The sequence below is a fragment of the Microbacterium sp. SORGH_AS_0421 genome (assembly GCF_030818635.1).
In the GTDB taxonomy this organism is placed as follows: Bacteria; Actinomycetota; Actinomycetes; order Actinomycetales; family Microbacteriaceae; genus Microbacterium.
This window is the reverse complement of record NZ_JAUTAO010000001.1, coordinates 1,146,304-1,158,956: the sequence shown is the minus strand read 5'-3', so window position 1 is coordinate 1,158,956 and position 12,653 is coordinate 1,146,304. Positions and strand designations below refer to the sequence as shown.

At 70.1% G+C, this 12,653-nt stretch carries 12 protein-coding genes; 5 read left to right on the top strand and 7 right to left on the bottom strand.

What is annotated here, in order from left to right; translation table 11 throughout:
* Positions 1-70 precede the first annotated feature (70 nt).
* From QE416_RS05475 to QE416_RS05465, 3 genes are all read left to right on the top strand, one after another.
* Positions 71-1,537, top strand: a complete 1,467-nt coding sequence (locus tag QE416_RS05475) for an ABC transporter permease (protein ID WP_307314220.1) — start codon at positions 71-73, stop codon at positions 1,535-1,537.
* Between the two features lie 31 nt (positions 1,538-1,568).
* Positions 1,569-2,276, top strand: a complete 708-nt coding sequence (locus QE416_RS05470) for an ABC transporter ATP-binding protein (RefSeq protein ID WP_267788880.1) — start codon at positions 1,569-1,571, stop codon at positions 2,274-2,276.
* A gap of 154 nt (positions 2,277-2,430) precedes the next feature.
* Complete coding sequence (locus tag QE416_RS05465; protein WP_307314216.1) at positions 2,431-2,973, top strand: SRPBCC family protein; 543 nt, start codon at positions 2,431-2,433, stop codon at positions 2,971-2,973.
* 7 nt (positions 2,974-2,980) lie between these two features.
* Here the strand turns inward: QE416_RS05465 and mnhG are convergent, their stop codons facing one another.
* The 7 genes from mnhG to QE416_RS05430 all read right to left on the bottom strand — a co-directional run bounded on the left by mnhG (position 2,981) and on the right by QE416_RS05430 (position 10,435).
* Complete coding sequence (gene mnhG / locus QE416_RS05460; RefSeq protein ID WP_115916374.1) at positions 2,981-3,361, bottom strand: monovalent cation/H(+) antiporter subunit G; 381 nt, start codon at positions 3,359-3,361, stop codon at positions 2,981-2,983.
* Complete coding sequence (locus QE416_RS05455; RefSeq protein WP_103207366.1) at positions 3,358-3,624, bottom strand: monovalent cation/H+ antiporter complex subunit F; 267 nt, start codon at positions 3,622-3,624, stop codon at positions 3,358-3,360. Before QE416_RS05455 ends, mnhG begins: the two co-directional genes overlap by 4 nt.
* Positions 3,621-4,235 (bottom strand): Na+/H+ antiporter subunit E, encoded by a 615-nt coding sequence (locus tag QE416_RS05450; protein WP_210075634.1) that lies wholly within the window; start codon positions 4,233-4,235, stop codon positions 3,621-3,623. Before QE416_RS05450 ends, QE416_RS05455 begins: the two co-directional genes overlap by 4 nt.
* The gene (locus tag QE416_RS05445; RefSeq protein WP_115916378.1) at positions 4,232-5,788 is read right to left on the bottom strand and encodes a Na+/H+ antiporter subunit D; all 1,557 of its coding nucleotides are present in this window, start codon (positions 5,786-5,788) and stop codon (positions 4,232-4,234) included. The genes QE416_RS05450 and QE416_RS05445 overlap by 4 nt, the downstream gene beginning before the upstream one ends.
* Positions 5,785-6,366, bottom strand: a complete 582-nt coding sequence (locus QE416_RS05440) for a Na(+)/H(+) antiporter subunit C (protein ID WP_307314210.1) — start codon at positions 6,364-6,366, stop codon at positions 5,785-5,787. Before QE416_RS05440 ends, QE416_RS05445 begins: the two co-directional genes overlap by 4 nt.
* Entirely contained in the window at positions 6,363-9,290 is a 2,928-nt protein-coding gene (locus tag QE416_RS05435) for a Na+/H+ antiporter subunit A (protein WP_210075630.1), read from the bottom strand. Before QE416_RS05435 ends, QE416_RS05440 begins: the two co-directional genes overlap by 4 nt.
* A 95-nt stretch (positions 9,291-9,385) precedes the next feature.
* Positions 9,386-10,435, bottom strand: a complete 1,050-nt coding sequence (locus tag QE416_RS05430) for a LacI family DNA-binding transcriptional regulator (protein ID WP_307314205.1) — start codon at positions 10,433-10,435, stop codon at positions 9,386-9,388.
* 77 nt (positions 10,436-10,512) lie between these two features.
* Between QE416_RS05430 and QE416_RS05425 the strand changes: the two genes are divergently transcribed.
* Complete coding sequence (locus tag QE416_RS05425; protein ID WP_307314202.1) at positions 10,513-11,754, top strand: sugar MFS transporter; 1,242 nt, start codon at positions 10,513-10,515, stop codon at positions 11,752-11,754.
* Between the two features lie 203 nt (positions 11,755-11,957).
* Positions 11,958-12,653 carry an endonuclease NucS gene (gene nucS / locus QE416_RS05420; protein ID WP_103208530.1) on the top strand — a complete coding sequence of 232 codons (696 nt, stop codon included), beginning with the start codon at positions 11,958-11,960 and terminating at the stop codon, positions 12,651-12,653.

The following is a 12,653-nucleotide window of genomic DNA, read 5'->3' as shown; positions in this document are numbered from 1 at the left end:
TGAGGCAGCGGTGAGGGTGCCGTTCTTACGGTCGACGCAACGGCCGCACCCCGCGTCCGGAAGGAGAAGCATGTACGGCACCTACCTGCGGCGCGAACTCGCCGGCCGAAAGAAACAGACCGTGATCGTCGCGGTCGGGCTCGCGATCGCGATCGCCCTCGTCATCGTCGTGAACGCCCTCTCAGCGGGCGTCCGAGATGCCCAGTCGCAGGCGCTGTCGTCGGTGTACGGAGTGGGCACCGACCTCACGGTGACCGGCGCGCAGTCCGAGCCGGGCCAGGGCGGCGGCTCGCGCTTCGACTTCGGCGCCGGCGAGGGAGCGAGCGCCGACGGCACCACCACCCTCAGCCAGTCGCGGCTGATGACCGACATGCGCCGCGGCACGCTCGACGCCACCGCCGTCTCCACGGTCTCGAGCCTCGAGGGGGTGTCGGCCGCCACCGGTGCACTGGCACTGACCAACACGACCTTCTCGGGCCAGGTCCCCGATCGCAGCGCGCAGTCGGGCACCGGATCCGGCCCGGGGCAGGGCACGGGCGGAATGGGCGCTCCTCCCGCGGGCGGACCGGGTGGCGACGGCGGCAGCGCCTTCGGCGTCGACTCCTTCAGCGTGCTCGGCGTGGACCCCGCGGCATCCGTCGGCCCGCTCTCCTCGGTCACCGTGGCCGAGGGCCGCGCGCTCACCTCGGCCGACGCCGACACCGACGTCGCTGTCGTCGACGCGACCTACGCGGCGAGCGCCGGGCTCTCCGTCGGCGGCACGGTCGAGGTCGCGGGCACGGCGATGCAGGTCGTCGGGATCGTCGCTTCCGCTTCGGCTGACGCCGACACCGCCGCGAACGTCTACCTCCCCCTCGATGTCGCACAGACCCTCGCCGGCACGGGGGATGTCGTCTCGACGGTGTACGTGCAGGCCGCGTCGGCGGATGCCATCGACGCGGTGCAGAGCGAGATCGCGGCCGCGCTGCCCGAGGCCACCGTCAGCTCGCAGTCAGAGCTCGCCTCGAGCGTCTCGGGATCGCTTTCGAGCGCGTCGACCATGATCACGAACCTCGGCACCTGGCTGTCGGTCGTCGTGCTGCTGGTCGCCCTTGCCCTGGCGGTGCTCTTCACCATCTCGGGCGTCGCGCGGCGCACCCGCGAGTTCGGAACGCTCAAGGCGATCGGCTGGTCGAACGGCCGCATCGTGCGTCAGGTCGCGGGCGAGTCCCTCGTGCAGGGACTGATCGGCGGGGCCGTGGGACTGCTCTTGGGTCTCGGCGGCATCCTGCTCATCGACGTCATCGCGCCCACGATCTCGGTGGCCGCGGAGACGACCGGTCCCGGCGGCCAGGGCGGACCCGGGGGCCCAGGCCCCGGCGGCTTCGGCCAGGCCGCGGCCCAGGCCACCGACATCGTGCTCAGTGCTCCCGTCACCCCGGTGGTCGTGGTCGCGGCGGTGGGGATCGCCGTTCTCGGCGGGGTCCTCGCCGGAGCCTTCGGCGGATGGCGAGCCGCTCGCCTCAGCCCCGCCGCCGCCCTCAGATCCGTCGCGTGAGCGGCATCCCCCATCTTTCGAAAGAGACATCATGACCCTCACCGCTCCCCCCTCCGTCGCCACCGCCTACCGACTCGACGGCGTCACCCGCACCTACCGCCAACGCGATCGCACGGTGCAGGCACTGGCCGGGGTCGACCTCGAGATCACCGTGGGCGACTTCGTCACCATCCAGGGACCGACCGGCGGCGGCAAGTCGACGCTGCTGCAGATGCTCGGGGCCCTCGACCGGCCCTCGAGCGGGTCGATCGTGCTGGGCGAGCTCGACATCGCGCGGGCGTCGAACGCGCAGCTGGCGAAGCTGCGCGCCGAAGAGATCGGGTTCGTGTTCCAGGGGTTCAACCTCATCCCGACGCTGACCGCCGCCGAGAACGTCGACATGGGCCTCGAGCCCCTCGGGCTGGGCCGCGACGAGCGCCGCGGCCGGGTGACGGCGGCCCTGACCCGCGTGGGCCTCGCCGACCGCGCCGATCACCGCCCCGGGGAGCTCTCGGGCGGTCAGCAGCAGCGCGTCGCGATCGCCCGGGCCGTTGCAAAGCGGCCCCGCGTGCTGCTCGCCGACGAGCCCACCGGCAACCTCGACGAGCGCATGCGCGACGAGATCCTCGACGTGCTGCAGGAGCTCAACGCCGAGGGGCTGACCCTGGTCGTGGTCACGCACGACTCCGCCGTCGCCCGCCGAGCCCGCCGTCGCTTGCGCCTGGCTCAGGGCACCGTAACCGACATCACCCGCGGCTGAGATCCCCGTACCGCGCGCGAGGGGCCGAGAATCGCGGCCGGGACAGGGCCCCGGCAATGATTTCCGGCCCCTCATGCGCGGGCAGCGCGTCAAGGGGAGCGGGCCAGAACCCCGCGGCGGCCTACAGTCGGATGCACGCCGACCGGAGGATGCCATGGCCGCCCGCAACACGCGTCTGATGCGCTGCACGCCCGACGACCTCTTCGCCGTCCTCTCCGACGGCTGGCTCTACCCCGTGTGGGTCGTGGGAGCCGCGCGGATGCGCGACGTCGACGAACAGTGGCCGCGCGAAGGATCGCGCATCCATCACTCGCTGGGCGTGTGGCCCGTGATGATCCACGATCAGACCGAGATCGTGGAGTGGGATCCCCCTCGTCTACTGCGACTGAGGCCGGAGGCCGGCATCCTGGGGCGAGGAGTCATCCGCATCGACGCCCGCCCCCACGGCGACGGCACGGCGGTGACCATCGTCGAGGAGCCGGTGTCGGGAGCCGCGTCGTTCCTGCCCCGCGCCCTGTGGAAGCCGATGCTCGTCGCACGCAACCAGGAATGCCTCAACCGCTTGGCGTTCTTGGCCGAGGGGCGGCGCGAGGAGCGCGAAGCACGCGAGCTCGACCACCGCACCGAGACACCCGACCCCGCCGAGGGCGTCGCCTCACCGCAAGCGCAGCAAGACGTCCGCGAGGCCGGGATCTGAGCGGGACTCAGCTCTCGGGGCGGGACTCCGCCCCGGTCGAACCGGGCTGCTCCGTGCTGTGGTGCAGTTCGTCGATGTAGAGGTTCTCTTCATCGGTCGTCCGGTTGCGGTAGGCCGCCCGACCGACCATGTGCGCGGCGAGGGGCGCCGTCGCGAACTGGATGAGCACGATCGGGATGCCGAAAGCGAGCGCCTCCCACGTGCCCGTCGCCAGCGCGACCGCAGAGACGATGAGAAGCACGCCGAGCACCTGCGGCTTGGTCGCCGCGTGCAGGCGCGTGGGCACATCGCGCCACCGCAGGAGGCCGATGGTCGCGGTGAGGCAGAGGATCGCACCGAGGAGCACGAGGACGAGCGCCACGGTGTCGAGAACGCCGTCGAGGGTCATCTCGGGTTCTCCTTCCGCGCGACGAAGCGGGCCACGGCGATCGAGCCGAACACGCCCACGGCCGCGATGATCAGCATTGCGGGCAGCGAGCGCGTGTGGTGATTGATGACCATGTCGGCGCCCAGGATGCAGAGCACCTCGGTGAGCAGCACGTCGGCGGCGACCGCACGGTCGAGGATCGACGGACCGATCACGAGACGGATCAGCGCCAGCACCGCGGCGACGGCGAAGACGACGAGGATGACCACGACGAGGATGTTCACAGTAGCGTCCTCCCATCGCGCGGCGTCTCGGCCCCGTGGCGGGCGTCGACGTCGGCCTCGGCGATCTTGGCGCGCAGCTCCTGCAGCTCTTCCTTCGAGCCCACGGCACGCGTGATGCGGGCTTCCCACCCGAGCACGACGCGGCGCTGGTGCTCGGCATCCGCGTCGCTGCGCACCCCGATGGTGTGCAGGAACAGCGTGCGGTTCTCGCGATCGACGTCGACGATGAGCGAGCCCGGGATGAGCGATGCCGTGACGGCGGTGTGCGCCATGATCACATCGTCGTCCACCCGAAGGGGCACGGCGATGATGGCCGCACCGGGCTGCCGCCGAAAATCGAGCACCTGCCACGCGACGATGAGGGAGCCCTTGATGACGGCGCCGAGGAAGGTGACGACGAAGACGAGGCCGTACCAGAGGTTGATGCGACCCGACAGCTCGACGGGAGGAAGGCGGAAGACGCGGGTGACGAAGACCGCCATGACGAGACCCGTGAGGAAGGCGAGCCAGGTGAACTGGCCCCACAGCAGCATCCACAGCGCGACCAGCCAGACCAGGAACGGAAGCTGGTGCAGGAAGAGCGACACCTGCGAACGGCGGGACGGGTTCATCTTTGACCCGCCTGTTCCTGGACCTGGACGAGGCTGACCCCGTCGGTGATGTCGACGCCCGCCCGCAGGCACATGTCGAGCAGCGGTCCGGCGAACACGGTCAGCGACACGGTGACCGCCACCATGCCGACGGTGGCGAGCGTCATGATCTTCGGCGTCGTGCGCCGCTCGGTCGAGATGGCGGCGGCGGGCGCGTTGCCGAGGTACGCGATGCGCTCGGTCGTCTCGGCCGAGTCGTCGTCTTCGCGCCAGAACGAGAGGTTCCACGCGCGCATGAGCGCGTACAGCGTGAGGATCGAGGTCACGATACCGCCGACGATCAGGACCATCATCACGGGTGTTCCCACCTGAGCCGCGGCGTCGAACAGCGCGTACTTGCCGATGAAGCCCGAGAACGGAGGCAGGCCGCCCAGGTTGATCGCCGGGATGAAGTAGAGCACCGCCAGCAGTGGCGCCGCGCGCATCAGGCCCTTCACCTTCAGGATCGAGGTACTCCCCGCCCGGCGCTCGATGAGGCCCACCGCGAGGAACAGCGTCGTCTGCACGATGATGTGGTGGACGATGTAGTAGATCGTGGCCCCCACCGCGAGCGGCGTGTTGATCGCCAGACCGAAGATCATGTACCCGATGTGGCTCACCAGCGTGAACGACAGGATGCGCTTGAGCTCGGCCTGCGCGACCGCGCCCAGGATGCCGACGATCATCGTCGACAGCGCGACCATCATCAGCAGGAAGTTGAGGTCGTTGTCGACGAACAGCTGTGTCTCGGTGCGGATGATCGCGTAGACGCCGACCTTGGTCAGCAGGCCCGCGAACACCGCCGTCACCGGCGCGGGAGCCGTCGGGTACGAGTCGGGCAGCCAGAACGACAGCGGGAAGACCGCCGCCTTGATCGCGAAGGCGAGCAGCAGCATGAGGTGCAGGATCGTCTGCGTGTCCTGAGGCAGCAGCGACATTCGCTCGCTGATCTGGACCATGTTGACCGTGCCGAGCGCGCCGTAGACCATCGCGATCGCGGCGAGGAAGAGGATCGACGACACCAGCGACACGACGATGTAGACGACGCCGGTGCGGATGCGCGACTCGGTGCCGCCCAGGGTGATGAGCACGTACGAGGCGACGAGAAGGATCTCGAAACCGACGTACAGGTTGAACAGGTCTCCGGCGATGAAGGCGTTGAAGATGCCCGCGCCGAGGATCAGGTACGCCGGGTAGAAGATCGAGACCGGGGTGTCCTCGTCGTTGTCGGCCGCGCCCTGGCCGATCGAGAACAGCAGGACCGCGAGGAGGACGATGCTCGTGACGACCACCAGCAGGGCCGCGAGCACGTCGACGTAGAGCACGATGCCGAACGGGATGTCCCACGCGGCGATCGCCACCGCGATGGGCCCGCTCGTGTCGACGGTGACGAGCAGGACCGCACCCAGCACGAGGACGGCCGCGAGGGAGGCGACCGACACGACGATCTGCGTCTTCTTGCGTCGTCCGAAGATGAGGTTGATCGCGGCACCGATGAGCGGAATGCCGACGAGCAGGGGCACGAGGGCGCTCACGAGCGATCACCGTCCTGGGGGTCGCGGGGGGCGTCGAGCGGCGACTCCGATTCACGCGACACCGCGACCCGGTCGACCGGAGCGTCGTCGACCAGCTGCGAGAGATCGCCCTGGTGCAGCACGCGGATGGGCGAGGCCACATCGCCGACGAAGTCGGTGGTGACGTCTTCGTCGTCGGAACGGGCCTCTTCGTCCATCGCGTCTTCGGGCTCGTCGGCCGCGCGGGTGCGCAGAGCCACGTCATCGGCGTCGTCGATGACCGTGTCGGCCTGACCGAGCTGCCAGGAGCGGTAGATGAGCGCGAGCAGGAACGCCGAGATGCCGAACGTGATGACGATCGCGGTGAGCGTCAGGGCCTGGGGCAGCGCGTCGGAGATGTCCGCGGCATCCGTCTGCCCGCCGTCGTAGAAGGGGGCCCGGCCGGGCGCGCCCATGACGATGAGGAGCAGGAGGTTGGCGGCGTTGCCGAGCAGCAGGAAGCCGATCAGCACGCGGGTCAGGCTGCGCTCGAGCATCGCGTACACACCGCACGCGAAGAGCACGGCCATGACGATGACGAGAACGAAGGAGATGGTCATGAGGGCGCCATCTCCGCATCTTCCGGGTGCTGCGACTGCCGGTCGACCTCGGCGCCGAGGCTGCGGAGCACGTCGAGCACCAGACCGATCACCACGAGGTAGACGCCCACGTCGAAGATCGTGCTGGTGACGAACTCCCAGTGCCCGATGATCGGCAGCTCGCCCTCGAAGGTGAAGCTCTGCAGCGGCGCGAACCCGAACACCATCGGCACCAGGGCGCACAGCACGGCGATCGCCATGCCCGCACCGAGCAGGCGTCCCGCGTCGGTCGGCGCGGCGGCGCCGAGCTCCCAGCGGCCGCCGGCGATGTAGCGCATGACCAGGCCCATTCCCGCGACCAGGCCTCCGGCGAAGCCCCCGCCGGGCAGGTTGTGGCCGGCGAAGAGCAAGTACAGCGACACGATCATGATCGAGTGGAACAGCACCCGGATGATGATCTCGAGCAGGATCGAACGGTTCTCGGGCTGCACCTTGGAGCCCGAGATCAGCCACGCGCGCGGGGCGCCGGTCTCGCCCACGCGTCGAGCGCGCACGCCGCTGTCGGTCTCGACGAGGGGTCGACGGCGGCCCAGCCCGACGCGAGAGCGCGCGGTGCCCGATCGGCGCGCGAGGTTGTCGCTGCGGTTGGTGATGAAGACGAGGGATGCCACGCCCGTGGCGGCGAGGACCAGCACCGAGAGCTCGCCCATCGTGTCCCAGCCGCGCAGGTCGACCAACGCAACGTTGACGACGTTGCGTCCGTGGCCGATCTCGTAGGCGAGGGGCGGCCACTCGAGGGAGATGGGGAGGTCTTGACGTGCTCCGGTCGCCACGATCGCGACGAGGGCCATGGTGAGCCCCACGCCCGCGCCGAGGATCGCTCGGGCGATCGGGGCCACCGACTCGTTCTGCTCCCCCATGCGGGCGGGGAGGCGCCGCAGCACCAGCGCGAACACGACGAGGGTCACGGTTTCGATGAGCACCTGGGTCAGCGCGAGATCGGGGGCGCCGCTGGTCGCGAAGAGCACCACCATCCCGAGCCCCGTCACCGAGACGAGCGCGACCCCGGTGTAGCGCTTTCGGGCGCGGACGGCCAAGATGCCGGCGGCGATCATGACAGGTGCCGAGATCAGCTGCGCGGGAGACTGCCAGGCGTCGAGCTGCGCGCGCCACTCGCGCGAGGCCAGTAGGGCCGTGCCCTCGGCGACCACGAGCACCACGAAGATCGTGCCGACGTAGAACGGCAACGAACCGCGCTGGAAGCGGGCGGTCACCCACTCCGAGGTGTGGTCGATCGCGCGGAGGGTGCCGTTGTACGCGTCGTTGGCCGTGAAGGGCAGCACACGAGGACGCTTGTGCAGCTGTGTCTTGCGCACCACCCAGAACACGCCCGCGCCCAGCGCCAGGGTGCCGAGCGAGATGAACAGCGCCGGCTCGAGCCCGTGCCAGAGGGCGAGGTGGTACGGATACTCGGGCGAATCGACCCCGGCCGTCGCCTCGGGGAGTCCGTCGGCGTAGGGAGCGAGCCAGTGGTCGACGATCGGCGCGAGGAACCCGAGGGCCAGCGTGGTCGCCGACAGCAGCACGGGAGCCGACAAGAACCCGATGGGCGGGTCCGGCCACTCGGTCGTCTCGACGTCGCGCTTGGTCCCGTACGCACCCCAGAGGAATCGGATGCCGTAGGCCGCCGTGAGCGCGGAGCCCAGGACGATGCCGACCAGGGCGACGATCCCCCACACCGCTCCCCCCTCGGCCTCGTGCAGCAGAGCGGTCAGCGCCGTCTCTTTCGCGACGAATCCGAGGGTGGGGATCACACCCGCCATGGAGAAGATCGCGACGAACGACGCCGTGGCCATGACCGGCGCCTGGCGGCCGAGGCCGGAGAGCTGGCCGATGTCACGCGTGTTGAGCTGGCGGTCGATGACACCGACGACGAGGAAGAGGCACGACTTGAACAGGGCGTGGCTGAGCAGGAGCGCGACGCCGGCGAGAGCGGCATCTCTCGTTCCGTATCCCAGCATCACCGTGAGAAAGCCCAGCTGGCTCACCGTGCCGAAGGCGAGGATGCGCTTGAGGTCGCGTTCGCGCAGCGCCTGGAAGCCACCGAGCAACATGGTGAAGACCCCGAGCGCGATGAGGGTCGGTCGCCAGAACGGGGTGTCGGCGAACCCGGGAGCGAGACGGGCGATCAGGTAGATGCCGGCCTTCACCATGGCCGCAGCGTGCAGGTACGCGCTGACCGGGGTGGGCGCGGCCATAGCGCCGGGGAGCCAGAAGTGGAACGGGAAGATCGCGGACTTGCTCAGGGCGCCGACCAGCAGCAGCAGGACCGCGATGTCGACGACCGCGCCCGTGGGAGGGTCGGCGAGGATCGCCGACAGGCTGGACGTGCCCGACTGGACCACCATGAGCACCACGCCGATGAGCATGACGAGCCCGCCGAGGGTCGTGACGAGCAGCGCCTGCAGCGCGGCACGGCGACTCGCGGAACGGCTGTGGTAGTAGCCGATCAGCAGGTACGACAGGACGCTCGTGGCCTCCCACAGCATCACCAGGACGACGAGATCGTCGGTGAGGACCAAGCCGTACATCGCACCGGCGAACCCGAGCAGGACCGCCGAGAACTGCCCCACGCCCCGCGTCTTGCCGCGGAAGTACCAGCGGCAGTAGAGCATGACGAGCGCCCCGACGCCGGTGACCACCAGGGTGAGGAGCCACCCCAGCACATCCATGCGCATCGACAGCGACACGTTCAACGCGGGGATCCACCGGTATTCCTCGAAAGGAATATCGCCCGAGAAGACCGCGGGGGCAAGGACCACGGCGTGGGCGAAGGCAAGGGCGGGGAGCACCGCGGCAACGTAGAACGCGCGGGCGCCGATGCGCGAGACGAGCCACGGCAGAAGAAGGGGGACGGCCGCGAAGGCGCCGAGGAAGATCAGCACGGTCGGGCCTCCTCGGGGTCGACGGGCGGATGCCCGGGCTCTCGGGGTGTCGTGACTATTCTATGCGGAGCATGAGAGTCCCAGCATCCGCGGCGTCATGTGGTACGCGGCGGGCCGGTCGTCGTTCCCTCTCGGAAGGCGCACCGCAGGTCGAGCCCTGAGGGCGTCTCGTCCTCGAGCATCGCCGCCACGGCCTCACCGGCAGCGCGGCCCTTCGCGGTGGCGGGCTGCACCAGGGTGGTCAGCACGTGCGGGGCGAGGCCGTCGACGACGACCCCGTCGAACCCGGTTACGCTCACGTCGTCGGGCACTCGCAGACCCGCTTCCTCGGCGGCGCGGATGACCCCGGCCGCGAGCAGGTCGCTCTGGGCGATGACCGCCGTCGGGCGGTGGTCGGGATCGGCGAAGATCGCTCGACCGGCGATGCTCCCCTCGTCGATCGAGCTGGTGGCGGCGGCCACGGCGGGAGCGTCGGGGAACACCTCCCGGGCCCCGGCCAGCCGGTCGGCGGTGACGTCGACCCGGACGACGGCTTCGTCGGAGATCCAGCCGCGGCGCCGAGCCGTGTCGGTGGGCAGGGTGACGATCACGACGTCTCGGTGACCGAGCGCCTCGAGGTGGCGCGCGGCCTTGCGCTGCGCCTCGGTGTTGTCGAGCAGCACCTGGGGCACGCCCTCGCCCGCATCGCCCTCGACCACGACGACCGGGATGCCGCGGCCCTTCACGATCTCGAGGGAGTCGCGCATGCGCGGGCTGCAGCCGATCAGCACCGCGGCGTCGATGGGAGCGGTGTGCAGCGAGGGTTCGCTCACCGTCTCGCCGTCGTCGCGAAGCAGCAGCAGCGCCGCCCCCAGGCGGGAGACGCCGTCGGCCAGACCGTCCATCATGTGGGTCGTGACCGGGTCGAGGAACGCCGTACCGAGGTGCTGGTCGAAGACCACGCCCACGATGCCGGAGCGTCCGCGACGAAGGGACGCGGCGCGCGGATCGGGCCCGGTGTACCCGAGGCTCTCGGCCGCCGCGAGCACTCGCGCGCGGGTCGCCTGCGAGGTCGGCGTCTTGCCGCTGAAGACGACGGACGCGGTCGACGCCGAGACGCCGGCCTCTCGGGCGACGTCGCTGATGGTCGCGCGACGGTTGCTCACGGGCCGATCGTACTCGCCGACGCGGGCGTCGCCGAATCGATTCGATGCGTGTCGAATCGATTCGGTACAGTGGCCGCATGCACTCGACGCTCACCCGGTCCCAGCTCGTCCGCTGGCACATCGCGATCTGCGCCATCTTCCTCGCGAGCGGGCTGAGCATCTCGACGTGGGCGTCGCGGGTGCCCGCCATCCGCGAATCGCTCGGCATCGAGAACTCCGGCGTCGGGCTGCTCCTGCTCGGCATGGGCGTGGCATCCATCATCGGTCTCTCGATCGCGCCGGCTGTCATGGCCCGCATCGGCGCGCGCACCGGCATGCTCGTCGCCCTGCTGCTCGTCGGCATCGGCCTCATGATCATCGGCTTCGGGGCCGACTCGCTGCAGTTGTTCGGGGTCGCCCTCGTGGGCCTCGCCCTGTTCGGGTTCGGCAACGGAACGGTCGACGTGATGATGAACGTCGAGGGAGCAGCGCTCGAGAAAGCCACCCGGCGCACGATCATGCCGCTGCTGCACGCCTTCTTCAGCTTCGGCACCGTCATCGGCGCGGGTCTGGGATTCGTTGCCGTCAGCCTGGGCATCCCCGTGGTCGCGCACTGCGCGGCGATGGGCGTGGTCATCATCGTGGTGGCCTTCGTGTCGGTGGCCAACGTGCCGCGGGCCGAGGTCGCGATGGACGCCCCCGCCGCCGAGGAGCGCGCCCACTGGCGCGAGCGTCTCGCCGTCTCGCTGCAGGCTTGGCGCGAGCCGCGTACGTACACGCTCGGGGTGATCATGCTGGGCATGGCGTTCGCCGAAGGCAGCGCCAACGACTGGCTCCCCTCGGCCGTGGTCTACGGCCACGGAGCCCCCGAAGAGGCAGGTCCTGCCGTGCTCGCGGTGTTCTCGGTCGCGATGACCGTGGGCCGCATCGCCGGGGGCCCCGTCGTCGACCGCCTCGGCCGTGTGCTCGTGCTGCGGGTGCTCGCCGGCACCGCCGCCGCGGGTCTGTTGCTGTTCATCCTCGCGCCCTACGGTCCCCTCGTCTTCGTGGGTGCGGCTCTGTGGGGCCTCGGCGCCTCGCTCGGCTTCCCGATCGGCATGTCGGCCGCCGCCGACGACCCCGCCAAGGCCGCCTCCCGCGTGGCCGCCGCGGCGACCATCGGCTACGTGGCGTTCCTGTGCGGCCCCCCGATCCTCGGGTGGATCGGCGACCACATCGGTCTGCTCAACACGTTGCTCATCGTGGTCGGGCTCATCGTGGCATCCGGTCTCTTCTCGGGCGCGGCCAAGCCCCTCGCCGTCGAGAACGAGCGGGCCGCAGAGCCGGCGCGCCGCGATTAGGCGACGCGGCCCCCAGCGGCCGCTGCTGCGTCGATGACTCCGGCCGCCTCGACGCGCATCTCGCTGTCGCGACGACGGCGCGGAACACTCGGGGTGACGCGACCCGTCGGACGAGCTACCCGGGGGCGGCGGCGCACCGCAGCCACGGCACGGTCTCTCTCGACGGCGGTGTGACGATCGTCTCGAGTTGCGACAATGGAGTCGTGCGCCTCGTCATTGCTCGTTGCTCCGTCGACTACACCGGTCGCCTGAAGACACATCTCCCCCTCGCGACCCGACTCATCATGGTCAAGGCCGACGGTACCGTTGCGTTCCATCGCGACGTCCAACACGCGCCCCTGAACTGGATGAGCCCGCCGTGCTCGCTCACCCTCGAGCAGCCCGACGAGGCCGACATCGAAGACGGCGTGATCGAACGCTGGCGCGTGACGCACGCGAAGAGCGGCGACGCACTGCTGGTGCGCATCCACGAGGTCATGCACGACACCGCCCACGACCTGGGCCTCGACCCCGGGCTCATCAAGGACGGCGTCGAGGCCGATCTGCAGCGCCTGCTCGCCGAGCAGGTGTCGGTGGTGGGTGAGAACCTCACGCTCGTGCGCCGTGAGTACCCCACCGCGATCGGCCCGGTCGATCTGCTGCTGCGCAATGACGACGGCCACGGCACCGTCGCGATCGAGGTCAAGCGTCGCGGCGACATCGACGGCGTCGAGCAGCTCACCCGCTACCTCGAGCTGCTCAACCGCGATCCTCTGCTCGCCCCGGTCACCGGCGTCTACGCCGCGCAAGAGATCAAGCCCCAAGCGCGCGTGCTCGCCACCGACCGCGGCATCCGGTGCCTCGTCCTCGATTACGACGAGATGAAGGGCGTGCAGTCGGGCGCCCCGCGGCTCTTCTGA

Bases quoted from the DNA above. Each gene is read 5' to 3' on its own strand.
- QE416_RS05475 (WP_307314220.1), top strand. From the start codon at position 71: ATGTACGGCACCTACCTGCGGCGCGAACTCGCCGGCCGAAAGAAACAG.
- QE416_RS05470 (WP_267788880.1), top strand. From the start codon at position 1,569: ATGACCCTCACCGCTCCCCCCTCCGTCGCCACCGCCTACCGACTCGAC.
- QE416_RS05465 (WP_307314216.1), top strand. From the start codon at position 2,431: ATGGCCGCCCGCAACACGCGTCTGATGCGCTGCACGCCCGACGACCTC.
- mnhG (WP_115916374.1), bottom strand. From the start codon at position 3,361: ATGACCCTCGACGGCGTTCTCGACACCGTGGCGCTCGTCCTCGTGCTC.
- QE416_RS05450 (WP_210075634.1), bottom strand. From the start codon at position 4,235: ATGAACCCGTCCCGCCGTTCGCAGGTGTCGCTCTTCCTGCACCAGCTT.
- QE416_RS05440 (WP_307314210.1), bottom strand. From the start codon at position 6,366: ATGACCATCTCCTTCGTTCTCGTCATCGTCATGGCCGTGCTCTTCGCG.
- QE416_RS05425 (WP_307314202.1), top strand. From the start codon at position 10,513: ATGCACTCGACGCTCACCCGGTCCCAGCTCGTCCGCTGGCACATCGCG.